This window comes from Streptosporangium sp. NPDC049046 (assembly GCF_040649155.1).
In the GTDB taxonomy this organism is placed as follows: domain Bacteria; phylum Actinomycetota; class Actinomycetes; order Streptosporangiales; family Streptosporangiaceae; genus Streptosporangium.
Genome location: NZ_JBEZEZ010000001.1, coordinates 117,968 through 133,919, shown reverse-complemented (window position 1 = coordinate 133,919; position 15,952 = coordinate 117,968). Strand labels below are relative to the sequence as shown.

Genomic DNA, 15,952 nt, shown 5'->3' with positions numbered 1-15,952 from the left:
GTCCTAAATGCCTATTTCGGTCCTAGTTCACCCCGCCGTCATTGTGGTCGTACTCCTCGGCGATCCGCTCGGCCTCCTCGTCCGTGAGCCGGTCGATCTCGGCGGCCAGGCACTCCTCGACCACCAGCGCGAGCCCGCGGACCGAGCGCGTGGTGAACAGGGCGTTGAGCGGCAGGTCGACGCCCACCGTCGAGCAGATCCTGGCGACGACCTTGGTACCGAGCAGCGAGTGCCCGCCGACGTCGAAGAAGTCGTCGTCGATCCCGATGCCGCTCCTGCCCAGCACCTCGCACCAGATCTCGTGCACCAGCTCCTCGCTCGCCGTGCCCGGTCTCGTGGGTGCCGCCGGGACCTCCTCGGAGACGGGGGAGGGCAGCGAGGCGCGGTCGAGCTTGCCGTTGGGCAGCTTCGGGAAATCCCGTACCGGCACGAAGAGGCTCGGCACCATCGTGGCGGGCAGCCGCGTCGCCAGGAACGCCCTGAGCTCCCCGGCCGTCGCCTCCGCGCCCCTCTCGGCGCCCGCGCCCGTCTCGGCGTCCGTGTCCATGTCCAGGTACGCGACCAGCGCCCGGCCGCCGGGGGCGTCTTCCCTGACCGCGGCGACCGCCCGGCGCACCCCCGGGTAGGCCGTCAGCGCCGCCTCCACCTCGCCCAGCTCGATCCGCACCCCTCGCACCTTCACCTGGTCGTCCGCGCGTCCGAGGAACTCCAGGGTGCCGTCGGGCAGCCGCCGCACGAGGTCACCCGTCCGGTAGAGACGCCCACCCCGGCCGAACGGGTCGGGGACGAACCGCTCGGCGGTGAGCCCAGGCCGCCCCCGGTAGCCGCGGGCGACCCCGTCGCCGCCCAGGAACAGCTCCCCCACCACACCGGAGGGCACCGGCTCCATCGCCTCGTCCAGCACGTACGCGGTGGTGCCCGCGACCGGCATGCCGATCGACATCGACTCCGTGCCCTTCGGCACCCGGTGCGCGAACGACCAGATCGTCGTCTCCGTCGGCCCGTAGAGGTTCCACAGCTCGTCGGTGACCCGGTGGATCCGCCCGGCGAGCGACACCGGGAGGGGCTCCCCGCCGCTGAACACGCGCGGCAGCCCCGCGGGCAGCCGTTCCAGGATCTCCTCCAGCACCGACGGCGGCGCCTGCACCGTCGTCACCCCCGCCTCCGCCACCAGCTCGCCCAGCCGGCCCGTGCCGTACGGGGGAGCGAGCACCACCGCGCCGCCCGCCGTGAGCGGGCCGAAGATCTCCAGCGCCGCGATGTCGAACGACAGCGAGGTGAGCAGCAGCATCCGCTCCCGCTCGGTGAACCCCAGGGCGGTGACCAGGTTCACCACCCCGCGGTGCGGCACCACCACCCCCTTGGGCACCCCCGTCGACCCCGAGGTGTAGATCACGTAGGCGGGCGAGTCCGGGGAGACGGGGTCGGGGACGAACTCGGACGTTCCGCCCGAGGGCATCGCGTCGAGCAGGATCGCCGGGGGATGGTTGGACGGCAGCCGCTCCACCAGCGTCGCGCGGGTCAGCAGCAGACGGGTCCCCGAGTCGGCCAGCATGAGCCCCAGCCGCTCCTTCGGATACTCCGGGTCGAGCGGCACGTAGCAGCCACCGGTCTTCAGCACCGCGAGCAGCGCCACGATCAGCTCGGCGCTCCTCGGCAGGCACACGGCGACCGGGCTCTCCGCCCCCACCCCGCGCTCGCGCAGCCGCCGGGCCAGCGCGTTCGCCCGCTCCTCAAGCCGCCCGTAGGTGAGCGTCCCCTCCGAGGAGACGACCGCGGGGGCGTCCGGCGTCCGCCGCGCACGCTCGGCGATCAGCTCGTGCAGGCAGCGCTGCGGGTAGGCGGCCTCGGGGCCGTGCCAGGAGGACAGCAGACGGGCACGCTCGGCCCCGTCCAGCAGCGGCAGCCGGGAGATCGGCAGCCCCGGGTCGTCGACGGCCGCGCCGAGCAGCGTCAGGTACGCCGACACCAGGCGGCGGATCGTGTCCTCGTCGAACAGGTCCGTGCTGTACTCGACCCAGCCCTCCAGCCTGCCGTCCGGATTGTGGAGCTCCATGGTGAGATCGGCCTTGGAGGTGCCGTTGCCGTACCGGCCGCGCGCGTCCACCGCGATCTGGTTGAACCCCACCTGGAACAGCGGCGTCCTGCCGGGGTCGCGGGGCGGGCTCACCGCCTCCACGAGCTTCGCGAACGGCACGTTCTGGTGGTCGAACGCCTCGAGCACGGTCGTGCGGACCCGGTCCAGCGCCTCGTCGAACGCGGGGTCGCCGCCCAGGTCGGTGCGGAGCGGCAGCGTGTTGACGAACATGCCGATCAGCGCGTCCAGCTCCGGCAGCTCCCGGCCGGCGACGGGGGAGCCCACCACGACGTCATCGCGCCCGCTCCAGCGCGCCAGCAGCACCGAGAACGCGGTGAGCAGCACCGTGAACGGCGTGGTGTTCCGCCCTCTCGCCAGCGCGCCCACCCGCTCGGTGAGCTCCTCCGGCACCGCGAAGTCCAGCACCGAGCCGGTGTATCTCATCTCCGCGGGGCGCGGCCGGTCGGACGGCAGCTCCAGCGGTACGCTGCCGCGCAACCGCTCCCGCCAGTAGGCCAGGTCGCCGTCCAGTTCGCCGCCGCCCAGCCGGTCGCGCTGCCAGACCGCGTAGTCGGCGTACTGGATCGCCAGCTCGGGCAGCTTGGGGTCGCGGTCCTCGCGCAGCGCCTGGTAGACCTCCACCAGCTCCCGCCACAGGATGGTCGACGACCAGGCGTCGAAGATCGTGTGGTGCAGGACGAGCAGCAGCCGGCACTCCTCGCCGCCCATCGTCACCAGCCGCACCCGCCAGAGCGGGGCCTCGTCCAGCCGGAACGGCGCGCGCGCCTCCCGCGCCGCGACCCGCTCGAACTCCTCGGCCGCCTCCCGTGGGGGCAGCCCGGAAAGGTCGGTCCTGGCCACCGAGACCGGCACCCGGTCCGCGATCGTCTGCACGACCTGCTCGTCGCGCAGCTCGAACGACGTCCGCATCGACTCGTGCCTGTTCGCGAGCACCGCCAGGGCCCGCTCCAGGAGATCGGGGTCCACCGGCCGCAGGTCGGTCGCCTCCAGGCGGACGGGGATGTTGTACACGGCCAGGTCCGGCAGGAGCTCGTGCAGGAACCAGATCCGCTCCTGGGCGAACGAGGCGGGAAAGACGTCTGTCACACCTTCTCCTTGAGACACTCACGAAGCTGTTCCGCGATCACGGGCAGGGCGGCGGTCTCGCCCAGGGTGGCCAGCCAGTGCCACTGCTCCAGGGCGTGGCAGAGCCGGTAGAACGCGAGGCGCTCCGGCCAGTCGCCGGGCAGGTCGCCGTACCCCTCAAGCAGGTACCGCCGACGTTCCGCGTCACCCCTGACCGCGAAGTAGTCGGTCCGCGCCAGGTCCATCAGCGGGTCGCCGCCCAGCGCGTTCTCCATGTCGATGACCCCCGTCATCCGCAGCGGGCTACCGGGGCCTTCGCTCCCGGCGACCATGACGTTGCGCTCGTGGAAGTCGTTGTGGCACAGCACGGGCGCGTCGCAGCGCGTCAGGAGGTGGCGGTCGCGCCGCACGTGGGCGCTCAGCTCCGCGTGCAGCTCGGGATCCCCGCCGAACTCGACGAACTGCGCGAGCCTCAGGTCCAGCTGCCCGCCCACGTACGCCTCGTTGGAGCTCTCCTGCGGCCCGTCGATCGGCCCGAACCTCTCCACCCGAACCCCGTGCACCGCCCGCAGCGTGCGGCCCATCTCCCGGTACAGACCCGCGATCTCCTCAGCCGAGAGCCCGCCGGAGACCTCCGACAGCGGACGGCCGGGAACCTTCGTCATCACCGCGTACGCGTGCGGCAGGTCGCGTCGCGAGACGTCCCAGTGCACCATCTCGGGACAGGAGGCGCCGCTGCCGCGCAGCAGCTCGTAGACGTGCACCTCCTTGTGCAGCCGCGCCGTCAGCACATCGGGGTAGATCTTCACGATGAGGTCGCGGTCGGCGCACCTCACCTCGTACACCGCGCTGATCTCCCCGCCGGTGCGCAGCACGACCTCCCGCACCTCCGCGTCCGGATACGGGGTGCGCAGCAGCACCTGCGCGCGTTCCGGCGACAGCGGCATGGTGATCGCCTTGGCGAACGCGGGGGCGGTCCAGGCCACGCTCACCCGGTTGCCCGCCCGCTCCCGCAGGATCTGGGCGCCGACCAGGTCGTCCGCCGGGGCGTCCGGCATCTCGTCGTCGAACGTCGACAGCACCCGCGTGCGCATCGAGATCAGCACGTGCACCGCGATGCCCAGGCCCAGCACGATGTACATGAGCGCCACGCCACGGCCGGGCCCGACGCCGATCACCGAGCCGACCGTCGGTGCGAGCGCGCCGCCGGGCACCAGCAGCGGGTTGAGCAGTCGCTCGCCCAGCGGCGCGACCACCGCCATGCCGATCGGCAGCGTCGACCACGACACCATCTGGTTGAGCGACTGCACGCGGCCGTGGAAACGCTGGGGCACCTTCGTGTGGATGATCGTCAGGAAGGTGCCGTTCACGATCGACAGGCAGCCCCACAGGCCGAACGCCCCGATGCCCACCACCCACGCCGAGGGCCGCAACCCGGTGATCACCGCGAAGACCGAGAGTCCCAGCGTCGCCAGCATCACCCCGCGCATCCGCCGCCGCTTCGGCCCGCCCCACAGCGCGATCACCATGCCGCCCAGCGCCCCACCCAGGCCGCCGACGAAGGAGATCTGCCCGGCGACGGTCAGCGTGGAGAACGACAGCACCAACGGGGTTATCGAGAGCAGCAGCGCCGCGAGCATCACGTTGAGCGAGGCGAAGTAGATCATCGCCGCCCGCAGGTGGCGGTTGCCGATCGACATCCGCAATCCCTGCGCGATCTCCTTCGAGAGCGGTTCCCTGGGCGAGTGCGCCATCGTGTCGGGGAAGCGGATGAGCAGCAGGGCGCCCAGCACCAGGAGGAAACTCGCCACGTCGACGACGAGGATGCCGCCCAGGCCGATGCCGGACAGCAGCGCGACGGCCAGCAGCGGTGCGGCGAACTGCGCGGTGCCGATCACCATCTGCACCACCCCGGCCGCGTGCCCCATGTACTCCTTGGGGACGAGCTGGGGGAGCGCGGTGGTGAAGCCGAGCCGCTGGAAGATCAGCGCGATCGACAGGCACGCGGTGAGCGGATAGATGTGCCAGATCTCCAGCGTGCCCGTCCAGAACAGGGCGCCCAGGACGAGCTGGGTGCCCCCGGCCATGCAGTTGCCGAGGATCATCATCGAGCGACGGCTCGACCGGTCGACGATCGCCCCCGCGAGCGGCGCGATCACCACTCCCGGCATGATCGACAACGCGACGAACAGGGCGAAGTCCACCAGTGACCCGGTGGTCAGGTAGATCCACACCGGGATCGCGAAGTCGGTGACCGCGGTGCCCACCATCGACACCAGCTGGAACCCCGCCACCACCAGGAACCGCCGCAGGCTCGGCGGCGGCGCCTTCATCCGTGTCCCGCCCTGTGTCCCGCCCTGTGTCCCGCCCTGTGTCCCGCCCTGTGTCCCGCCCTGTGTCCCGCCCTGTGTCCCGGTCCGCGCCGTGGCTCCGGCCGGTTTCTCCCGAGCGGCCGGTCTCTCCCGTGCGATGGGTCGCTCGGGAGCGGATGCCTCCCTGGGAGCGGTGGTCTCCTCCTTCGTGGCGGACGGTTCCCCGGGCGCGGCGGCGTCCTTCTCCGCATCCGGGGCGGGGGGCAGGACGGAGACCTCCTCGACCCACCAGCCGGCCCCGGGACCCCGCGAGGGCCGGTCGAGCGTGCCGGCCGCGCCGTACCCCATCGCGATGTGGGTGTTGGTGAGGATCTCCGACAGCTCCGCAGCACGATATTTCAGGAAATAGTGGCCCGCCTCGTCCAGGATCACCAGCGCCGTGGTGTCACTCAGGAAGTGCCACTCCCGGTAACGCTCCTGGTAGTAGTCGGTCGTCGGGTCCTGCTCGCCCACCACCGAGATCACCGGTGCCCGCAGCCGCTCCACTCGTTCGGCCAGCACCCGCGTGAAGATCTCCTCCGCGATGAGGGTGTCACGCCGCTGGTTGCGCACCATGAACCGGATCTGCTCGTCGTCGAGCCCGGAGATGTCGGTGCCCATCGACCTCATCCGGTTCTCGTACACCCGGTCGCCGCGCAACCGATCGTAGCGCGTCAGCCGCGCCAGCGGCCCGGCGATCCTGCCCCTGGGCTTGGCGAACGGGAAGATCGCCCCGATGTACACCGCCTCCAGCGCGCGGCCCCGCTCCTCCAGCCGCCGCGCCACCTCCACCACGAGCGCGCCGCCGATGCCGCAGTGCCCGTACAGGGCGAGGGGGCCCTCGACGTTCTGCAGGATCTCGGTCACGCACAGGTCCGCGACCTCGTCGATCGGCCTGGTCTCCTCGTCGGGCAACCCGGGGTCGTGCCCGGGGAAGGCGAGCGCGTGCAGCGAGCACCCGTCGGGAAGCGCGTCGGCGAGCGGCTGGAAGATCAGCGGACTGCCGCCGCCGTACGGTATGCACACGTACGTCATCAGCGCGGGTCCCGGCCTGGTCAGCTCGTACAGCAGGCTGCGCGGCCCCGCGGGACCCGCGGGCCGCTCCACCAGGGCCGCCAGTTCGCGCACCGTCGGATGCTTGAACAGGTCCATCACCCCGACCGCGCGCCCGCCGACCACCGGCAGCGCCTTGCGCATCCGCGCCACCGCCTGGATCGCGACGAGCGAGTGACCGCCCAACTCGAAGAAGTCACCGTCGGCGCCGACCGACTCCACGTCGAGCAGTTCACGCCAGATGTCGGCGATCGCCCGTTCCACCGGCGTCCGCGGCTCGGCACCTGCTCCCGCCGCCTCGGCAACCCGCCGCTCCGGCGCGGGCAGCGCTCCGCGATCCAGCTTGCCGTTCGGGCTCAGCGGCAGCGCGTCCAGCACCACGAAGGCCGAGGGCACCATGTGCTCGGGCAGCGTCACCTTCAACGCCCGCCGCAACTCCGTCCCGTCCAGCACCGTCCCGTCCAGCACCGTCCCGCCTGGCGCCGTCCCGCTCGCTCCTGTCTCGCCCGGCGCCGTCCCGTCCGGCGCCGTCCTGTTGGCTGCGGTCCCGCTCGGTTCCGCCCTCGCCGGATCGTCCCCTGTCGTGCCGGCCGTCGCGACGGTGGGCACCACGTACGCGACCAGCCGCCTGTCGCCCGGCGCGCCGTCCTCCCGCACCGTCACCACCGCCTCGCGCACCCCTGCGAGCCCGCGCAGCACCGTCTCGATCTCGCCCAGCTCGATCCGCTGCCCGCGGATCTTCACCTGGTGGTCGATCCGCCCCAGGAACTCGATCGCGCCGTCGCGGCGGAGCCGCACGAGGTCGCCCGTCCGGTACAGGCGTGCCCCCGCCGTCCCGAACGGGTCGGGTACGAACCGCTCCGCCGTCAGGCCGGGCCGGGCGTGATAGCCCACCGCCACCTGCGTCCCGCCGATGTGCAGCTCACCGGGAACCCCGAAGGGCACCGGCCGCAGGTGGCGGTCCAGCACGTACAGCGAGGTGTTCCGCACCGGGTGCCCGATCGGCACCGTCGCGTCACCCGGGCGGCACCGCCACAGGCTCACGTCGATCGCCGCCTCCGTCGGCCCGTACAGGTTGTACAGCCCCGTCCCCGGCAGCCGCGCGAAGAAGCGTTCGGCCACGTGCGCCGTGAGCTCCTCGCCGCTGCACACCACCCGGCGCAGCGACCCGCACGCCTCGACGCCCTCCTCCTCCAGGAACGCCGCGAGCATCGAGGGGACGAAATGCGCCGTCGTCACCCCGCGGTCCACGATCAGGTCCCGCAGGTACGCCGCGTCCCTGTGCCCGCCGGGACGGGCCAGCACCAGCCGCGCGCCCGTCACCAGCGGCCAGAAGAACTCCCACACCGACACGTCGAAACCCGCCGGGGTCTTCTGCACCACCGCGTCGTCGCCGGTCAGCCCGTAGACGTCCTGCATCCAGCCCAGCCGGTTGCGGATGCCCCCGTGCGTGTTGGGCACCCCCTTGGGCCGTCCCGTCGACCCCGAGGTGTAGATCATGTACGCCGCGTCGGCCGAGGTCGCCGACGGCTCCACGGGCGTGTCCGGCCCGTCCAGCGGATCGTCCAGGACGACCGTCGTCATCCCGCCGTCCCGGGGCATCCTCGCGGCCTCCGCATCCGCGAGGGTGTCCACCGAGCCGGCGGGAGGCGCGCCCCCCGGATCCTCGGGGATTACGTCGAGCACCGCCCGCTGCGCGAGCAGCACCGGCACCGCCGCGTCGGCCAGCATGAACGCCAGCCGCTCGGGCGGATACTCCGGATCCAGCGGCACGTACGCACCCCCGGCCTTCACCACCCCCAGCAGCGCCACCACCAGCTCGACCGACCGCTCCGCGCACACCGCCACCAGCGAGCCCGGCCCCACCCCCAGCCCGCGCAGCCGGTGCGCGAGCCGGTTGGCCCGCGCCTCCAGCTGCGCGTACGTCAGGTGTTCGTCCTCGAACTCCAGCGCCACCGCCCCCGGCGTCCTGGCCACCTGCGCCTCGAACATCCCGCCCAGCGTCGCCCCGTCCGGGTACGGCTCCCCGGGACCCGCCGCGCACGCCAGCACCCGGTCCCGCTCCTCGGCGGGAAGGACGTCCAGCTCCGAGATCCGCGCCGCCGGAGTGGCCGTCACCGCTCCCAGCAGCGTCTCCAGCTGCGCGGCCATCCCCTCGATCGTGGCCGCGTCGAACAGGTCGCGGTTGTAGACGAAGAGCCCGCCCATCCCGTCCGGCTGCTCGCTCAGGAACAGCTCCAGGTCGAAACGCGTCGCCCTCGCCTCGAAGTCGAAGGGCTCCACCGACAACCCCGGCCAGCGCGTCCCCTCCCTGCGCCCGTAGCTCTGCAGCGCGAACACCGCCTGGAACACCGGAGACCTGCTCACGTCCCGCTCGATGCCCAGCTCCCCGACCAGCTGCTCGAACGGCAGCTCCTGGTGCTCGTACGCCTCCGTCGTGGTCCGCCTGACCCTCTCCAGCAGCTCCAGGAACCCCGGGTCGCCCGACAGGTCCGCGCGCATCGCGAGCACGTTCACGAACATGCCGATCACGCTCTCCAGCTCCCGCCGGGGGCGCCCGCCCACCGGGGAGCCGATCGCGAAGTCGTCCTGGCGCGCGTACCGGCCGAGCAGCACCTGGTAGGCCGCGAGCAGAACCATGTACAGGGTCGCGCCGGACTCCCGTGCCAGCCGCGTCAGCCCTTCCACCAGTTCCGGTCCCAGCGTGAAACCGTGCGAGGCTCCCGCGAACGTCTGCTCGCCCCGCCGTCGCCCGTCCAGCGGAAGCTCCAGCGGCACCACCCCGGCGAGCCGCGACCGCCAGTAGGCCAGGGCGGCCTCGGAGACCGGCCGTTCCCGCTGCCACAGCGCGTAGTCGCCGTACTGCAACGGCGGCCCGGGAAGCTCCGTCCCCGCGTAGCAGGCCCCCAGCTCGTCGGCGAGGATGTCGGTGGACCAGCCGTCACCACAGATGTGGTGCAGCGCCACCAGCAGCACGTGATCCTCGGCGCCCGCGGTGTCCTCCGCGGTCCCGCCTTCTCTCGGCTTCCCGGCTTTCGCCGCGTCCGGAGCGCCAGGGGGGTCGGCGTTCCCGCCGCCCACCCGTACCAGCAGCGTCCGCAGCAGCGGCCCCCGCGCCAGGTCGAACGGCAGCGCGGCCGCGTCGCTCACCAGCCGTATCGCGGACCGTTCGCCGTCCGCCTCGGCCCTCTCCAGCGGTACCTCGACCCGCTCCTCCACCACCGCGGTCGGGCGCCCGTCCTCGTCGGGGGGGAAACGCGTCCGCAGGCTCTCGTGCCTGGCGACCACCGCCGCGATCGCCCGCTCCAGCGCCGCGACGTCCAGCGGCCCCGTCAACCGCAACGTCATCGGGATCGTGTACGCGGCGGTGCCGGGAGCGAACTGGTCCATGAACCACAGCCGCTCCTGCCCGAAGGACAGCGGCGCCCCCCGCCCCGGGGGGCGACGGGGGATCGTGAACACCGGGTCCGGCGCGCGGCGGCGCAGCCGTTTCTCCAGTAGTGCTCGCTTGGCGTCGGAAAGCTGGGTGCTGCTCAGGGATTGGCCAGGCGAGGACGTCAACGTGGCTCACTTTCGGGGGGTGGGGCTGAGACGGGCTCCGCGGCCGGGGAGCGCGTCGGATCTCTCCAGACCGCTTACCTTTCCTCGTGATTAATGACATTCATACATATCTGTCGGACCGAGTCGAGATCAACAACACACACGACTTATCCGCGAGTCTGGGGCTCCTCGTACTCCCATGTCCGCAACATGATTGATCGTCCCTTTTCCTCCGTGGGGACCGGTGGCGCGTCGGTGAGGTGGTACCCCGCCGCACGGGCCACCGCCACGCTCGCCGCGTTGGCGTCCTCGATCTCCAGCAGCAGCCGTGAGACACGCACCGTCCTCCTGGCGAACTCCGTCATCACCCGTACCGCCTCCGAGGCGAGCCCTCGCCCTCGGTAGGCGGCTCCCAGGCTGTAGCCGATCTCCGCGACGTCCAGACCGAGCCCGCTCATCATCAGCAGCACCTCGCCGGCCGGCTCGCCTCCGTCCACGGTGATCGCCAGTTGTATCCGCTCCCCGGACGCCCGCCGCTGCCTGGCACGCTCCAGATAGGCGCGCGCCGCCTCGAAGTCGAACGGAGAGACGAGCGGCGTCCAGTACGCCACCTGCGGGTCGTCGAACAGCTTCACCATCGCCGTCAGGTCGCCGTCCTCCCACTCCCGCAGCACCACCCCGTGCCCGCTGAGCCTCACCCGCTCCGGAAGACGCACCCGCCCGGCACCGAACCCGACGCCGAGTTCACCCCGCCCGGCCTGGCCGTTCCCCGCAGCTTCCATGCCGCCACCTCTCGTTACGCCGTCTGACACGACTTGCGAGCAACCTACTCCGCCCGCGGAGCCCGCATTCGTGCCTGGGAAGCCGAAGTCGGTGGTACGCCGTCTCCCGCCGGTCCCTCCAGGACGCCTCGGGCCTCGGAGTGCCGGTCCGCGAAGGTGGACGGAGGGCGGGGCCGACGGTTTTCGCGGGGGCGGGCGGGAGCGCCGGCTCGCCCACTCGCCCGGAGGAGGGCTCCGGGGTTTTCACAGGAGACGGGCGGGGTCACCGCCCCAGGTGGTTTTCCGGCGTCTCGACGCCGCGCGGGAGAAGTCCGCATCGGCCGACCTCGGACGGCCGAGTCGAACATGGTGCCCCGAGTGGGATTCGAACCCACACTGAATGGATTTTGAGTCCATCGACTCTGCCGATTGGTCTATCGGGGCATTTTTCCGTTTTTGTCCGGATCTTACGTACCAGTGAAGAGCTTACCTAGAAGTAGATCACTCTCGGGCACCGGCGTGGTCTCAATCTAGCGGACGTCGGTACTCTCTTGCTCGTGAGTACGCAGCGGCGAGTGGTGATCGCGGAAGACGAGGCGTTGATCCGCCTCGACCTCAAGGAGATGCTGGAGGAGGAGGGGTATGCGGTCGTCGCGGAGGCCGGAGACGGGGAGTCCGCGGTCAAGCTGGCGATGGAGCAGCGGCCGGATCTGGTGATCCTGGATGTGAAGATGCCCATCCTGGACGGGATCTCGGCGGCCGAGCAGATCGTGTCGCAGCGGATCGCGCCGTGTCTCATCCTCACCGCCTTCTCCCAGCGGGACCTGGTCGAGCGGGCGAGGGACGCCGGAGCGATGGCGTACCTCGTGAAGCCGTTCACCAAGTCGGACCTGGTTCCGGCGATCGAGATGGCGGTGAGCAGGCATCAGGAGATCGCCGCGCTGGAGCGGGAGGTCGGGACGCTCTCGGAGCGGCTGGAGACGCGCAAGCTGGTGGAGCGGGCCAAGGGGCTGCTGATGGAGCGCCACGGGTGGAGCGAGCCGCAGGCGTTCCGATGGATCCAGAAGGCGTCGATGGATCGCAGGCTGAGCATGCGACAGGTGGCGCAGATCGTGGTGACCGACGGAACGGAGCCCGAGACGCAGGCCCCTGAGGCCTGATCGGGCGTTTTGACCCTTTTTGGGGTAGAGGGTCGTCGGGTGGCCGCAGGACGCGCCTCAGGGGCGCCGGAGGGCCTCCGGACGGCCGGGGTGACCCCCCGCGGAAGCCGTGAGGTCGCCAGTGACCACGGCTTTTGTGTCTGATAGCCGAAAAGGATCGGTGTAATAACGAAGCGGTAACGGTGGGCCGTCCTGTATCGACCCGTGACATCCGCTAGTTGTACTAACCGACACAACCCCTGGCCACCCGCCAGGGAAGGGTATCTGTGAACTCGGTCCTGACGAGGGACCGGGCGAAAGGAAGGCAACCTTGCGGCTTAAGACTGCACGCCTCGGTGGAGTGCTTGCCGCCGGTGTGGCGCTCACCCTCGGTCTCGCTGCCTGTGGCAGCGGTGGTACGGAGGCCACGCCGGCTGAGGGTGGCTCCAGTGCTGCCGCCCCCGGTACCGTCAAGATTGGCTTCATGGGAGACCTGACCGGCGCAAACGCCGGCATCGTCATTCCCCCCAGGAACGGTGCGAAGCTCGCCATTGACGAGTACAACAAGACCAACCCGGCTGTGAAGATCGAGCTGGTTGAATATGACAGCCAGGCGGACCCGTCGAAGGCCGTCGCCCTGGCTCAGCAGGCCATCAAGACCGACAAGATCGTCGCGATGATCGGCCCCGCGTTCTCCGGTGAGTCCGCCCAGGTGGCTCCGGTGCTGGAGGAGGCGAAGCTGCCGAGCGTCTCGGCCTCCGCCACCAACGCCGCGCTGTCGACGAACGGCTGGAAGTTCTGGCACCGCGTGCTGCCGAGCGACAGCGTCCAGGGCCCCGGCATCGGCGCCTTCATCGCGGAAGGCGTCGCCGCGAAGAAGGTCTTCGTGATCGACGACAAGTCCGAGTACGGCAAGCCGCTCGCCGACGCCGTCAAGGCGGAGCTCGAGGCCAAGGGCGTGAAGCCCGAGACCGACTCGCTCGACCCGGCCGAGAGCGACTTCTCCTCCGTGGTGAACAAGGTCGCGGCGTCCAAGCCCGAAGCGATCTTCTTCGGTGGTTACTACGCCGCGGGCGGCAACCTGCTCAAGCAGCTCCGCGACAAGGGCGTGACCGCGAAGTTCCTCTCCGGCGACGGTTCGCTGGACAAGGGCCTGATCGACGGCGCCGGTGCCGACAACGCCGAGGGCGCCCTGGTGGGCTGCCCCTGCTACATCGCCACCCCGGACGTCACCGACGAGAAGGTGAAGGGCTTCGCCGACGCCTACAAGGCCGCCTACAGCGCCGACCCGGCCATCTACGCGGCCGAGGGCTACGACGCCGCGACGGTCTTCGTCGAGGCGATCAAGGCGGGCAACGTCACTTCCGACAAGATCAACGAGTTCATCGCCACGGTGGACTTCGCGGGTGTCTCGAAGCAGGTCAAGTTCGAGGCCAACGGTGAGGTCTCGGCGAAGGACATCTACATCTACCAGGTCAAGGACGGTGCCATCGGCCTGCTGGGCAAGGCCAACGAGGCCAAGCTGGGCTAGTCGAGCGCTGAAGGAGATTTAGGTAGCCGACGCGCGGGGAGCGGGAACGCCGCGAATGCGTTCCCGCTCCTCTCGCGCCTCCAGAGAATCCGCGGGATTCCGCTGAATCCACGAGATTCCGCAGAGTCCACGGGATTCCGCCGAATCCACGAGATTCCGCTGGAGGCGGTGTGCTACCCGGACGTGCAGGCGACCCCCGCTAGAAGTGGTAAACCCTAGTGCTCAATGACTTCATCAATCTGTTCTGGCCGGCGACGATCGACGGCCTCTCCTTCGGATCGATCTATGCCCTGATCGCGCTCGGCTACACGATGGTGTACGGCGTGCTGCGGCTGATCAACTTTGCGCATTCCGAAGTCTTCATGATCGGGACCTTCGGTGCGATGCTCGTACCGTTCGTGTTCGGCATCAACTCCCCCCTCACGGGCATCGCGCTGGTCGGCCTCGTCGTCGCGATGATCCTGGCCGGCATGATCGCCTCGGCGACCGTCGCGGTGGGGCTGGAGCGCATCGCCTACCGGCCGCTGCGCAAGCGCGGCGCCTCCCGGCTGGCGGCGCTGATCTCGGCGATCGGCGCCTCGATCTTCCTGCAGGAGCTGTTCGCGCTCCTGGTGATCCCGAACGTCTTCAACCGTCCCGAGCAGGGCAGGATCCAGATGGCCCTGCCCCGCATCATGGAGCGGACCGAGCTTTTCTCGATCTTCGGCCACACGGTCCGGGTCGACCAGGTCTTCGTCATCGTCGCCGCCATCGGCATGATGATCGCGCTGGACGCCCTGGTGAACCGGACGAAGATCGGCCGGGGTATCCGCGCCACCGCGCAGAACCCCGAGGCGGCCGTCCTGATGGGTGTCGACATCAACAGGGTCGTGCGGATGACCTTCCTCGTCGGTGGCAGCATGGCCGGCGTGGCGGGAGCGCTCTACCTGATCTCATATGAGAACACGCACTACTACGTCGGATTCCTCTTCGGTATCAAGGCGTTCACCGCGGCGGTCCTGGGCGGTATCGGTAACCTGCGAGGCGCTCTGGTCGGCGGAATCACGCTCGGGCTGGTGGAGAACTACGGAGCCATCTTCTTCGGCTCCGACTGGAAACACGTGATCTCCTTCACCATCCTCATCTTGGTCCTGATGTTCCGCCCCACCGGCATCCTCGGTGAATCACTCCAGCAGGCGCGCGCATGAACCAGAAGAATCCCCTGGCAAGTTTCCGTACGGGTCTCGGCCGCTTCGGTGACGTCATGCACGATCGCTGGCAGACCACACCTGGCTGGCAGCGCTGGATCCTCTATGTGCTCCTGATCGTCGCGGCGCTGCTGCTGCCCTCGGAGAGCCTCGCCCCCTTCATGTCGCCCTACACCGACTGGGCGAGCATCCTGTTCTTCCCGATCGGGACGTACGTGGTCCTGGCGATCGGCCTGAACGTGGTGGTCGGCCAGGCGGGCCTGCTCGACCTGGGCTTCGTCGCGTTCTACGCGGTCGGCGGCTACGCGATGGCGCTGCTCGGCACCAGACTGGGCTGGAACTTCTGGCTCATCATGCTGGTCGGCATCGGGATCTGCGCCCTGTCGGGCCTCACCCTGGGCGCTCCGACACTGCGGTTGCGCGGTGACTATCTGGCGATCGTCACGCTGGGCTTCGGTGAGATCATTCGCATCACCGCCCGCAACACCGACGAGATCGGCGGCCCGAACGGCATCCGCGGCATCCCGCACCCGCCGAGCGTCGAGGACTTCCACTTCCTGGGCTTCAACTTCTCCGAGGTGTTCGGGGTCGATCCATTCAAATACGGCGTGCTGGACCCGCGGCCCTACTACTACCTGCTGGTCGCGCTCGCCGTCGTTGTGATCATCCTGGTGAAGCGCTGGGAGAAGAGCCGGGTCGGGCGTGCCTGGGCGGCGATCCGTGAGGACGAGGACGCGGCCGAGGTCATGGGCGTGCCGACGTTCCGCTTCAAGATGCTCGCCTTCGCCATCGGTGCCTCCATCGGTGGCCTGATGGGCGTGCTGTGGGCGGCGAAGGCCATCTCGATCAACCCGAACGACTTCCAGTTCCTGCTGTCGGCGACGATCCTGGCCGCGGTGGTCATGGGCGGCGCGGGCAACCTGCCGGGTGTCATGCTGGGAGCCTTCGTGGTGGCGTGGCTGCCCGAGCGGTTCCGCGGCCTGCAGGAATACCGCATGCTGATCTTCGGTGCGGTGCTCGTGGCGCTGATGATCTTCCGTCCGGAGGGTCTGCTGCCATCGCGCCAACGCAAGGCGGAGCTGAAAGAGGGGTCAGGCGGGATGGGTACGCTCGGAGCCGAGGTTCCCGGGCCCGAGTCGCACGGTGAGGAGGTGGCTTCCAAGTGAGCACCGAGGTGAATCCGGCCGAGGTGAATCCGGAAGGTAAGAACTCCGAGGCGGTCCAGGC

The 15,952-nt window shown here is 70.1% G+C and carries 7 protein-coding genes and 1 tRNA gene; 4 read left to right on the top strand and 4 right to left on the bottom strand.

What is annotated here, in order from left to right; translation table 11 throughout:
- Positions 1-22 precede the first annotated feature (22 nt).
- From AB0B96_RS00575 to AB0B96_RS00560, 4 genes are all read right to left on the bottom strand, one after another.
- On the bottom strand, positions 23-3,184 hold the full coding sequence (locus tag AB0B96_RS00575) for an amino acid adenylation domain-containing protein (protein ID WP_362895267.1): 3,162 nt from the start codon (positions 3,182-3,184) through the stop codon (positions 23-25).
- A complete protein-coding gene (locus tag AB0B96_RS00570; RefSeq protein ID WP_362895265.1) occupies positions 3,181-10,128 on the bottom strand; it encodes an amino acid adenylation domain-containing protein in 6,948 nt (2,315 codons plus the stop codon). Before AB0B96_RS00570 ends, AB0B96_RS00575 begins: the two co-directional genes overlap by 4 nt.
- Before the next feature lie 146 nt (positions 10,129-10,274).
- Positions 10,275-10,889, bottom strand: coding sequence for a GNAT family N-acetyltransferase (locus tag AB0B96_RS00565; protein ID WP_362895263.1), 615 nt, complete (start codon positions 10,887-10,889; stop codon positions 10,275-10,277).
- Positions 10,890-11,235: 346 nt separating this feature from the next.
- Positions 11,236-11,312 (bottom strand) — tRNA-Leu (locus AB0B96_RS00560).
- A gap of 113 nt (positions 11,313-11,425) precedes the next feature.
- On the opposite strand from AB0B96_RS00560, the gene AB0B96_RS00555 reads away from it, so the two are divergent.
- The 4 genes from AB0B96_RS00555 (at position 11,426) to AB0B96_RS00540 (ending at position 15,891) form a co-directional block, all read left to right on the top strand.
- Positions 11,426-12,028: a response regulator gene (locus tag AB0B96_RS00555; RefSeq protein WP_362895261.1), complete on the top strand. Its 603-nt coding sequence runs from the start codon at positions 11,426-11,428 to the stop codon at positions 12,026-12,028.
- Between the two features lie 340 nt (positions 12,029-12,368).
- Positions 12,369-13,538, top strand: coding sequence for a branched-chain amino acid ABC transporter substrate-binding protein (locus AB0B96_RS00550; protein ID WP_362895820.1), 1,170 nt, complete (start codon positions 12,369-12,371; stop codon positions 13,536-13,538).
- A gap of 218 nt (positions 13,539-13,756) precedes the next feature.
- Positions 13,757-14,725 (top strand): branched-chain amino acid ABC transporter permease, encoded by a 969-nt coding sequence (locus AB0B96_RS00545; protein WP_350948194.1) that lies wholly within the window; start codon positions 13,757-13,759, stop codon positions 14,723-14,725.
- Positions 14,722-15,891, top strand: coding sequence for a branched-chain amino acid ABC transporter permease (locus AB0B96_RS00540; RefSeq protein WP_350948195.1), 1,170 nt, complete (start codon positions 14,722-14,724; stop codon positions 15,889-15,891). Before AB0B96_RS00545 ends, AB0B96_RS00540 begins: the two co-directional genes overlap by 4 nt.
- Positions 15,892-15,952: the final 61 nt, after the last annotated feature.

What these genes read in the sequence shown, in the direction of transcription:
- AB0B96_RS00565 (WP_362895263.1), bottom strand. Translation starts at nt 10,889, where the DNA reads ATGGAAGCTGCGGGGAACGGCCAGGCCGGGCGGGGTGAACTCGGCGTC.
- AB0B96_RS00540 (WP_350948195.1), top strand. Translation starts at nt 14,722, where the DNA reads ATGAACCAGAAGAATCCCCTGGCAAGTTTCCGTACGGGTCTCGGCCGC.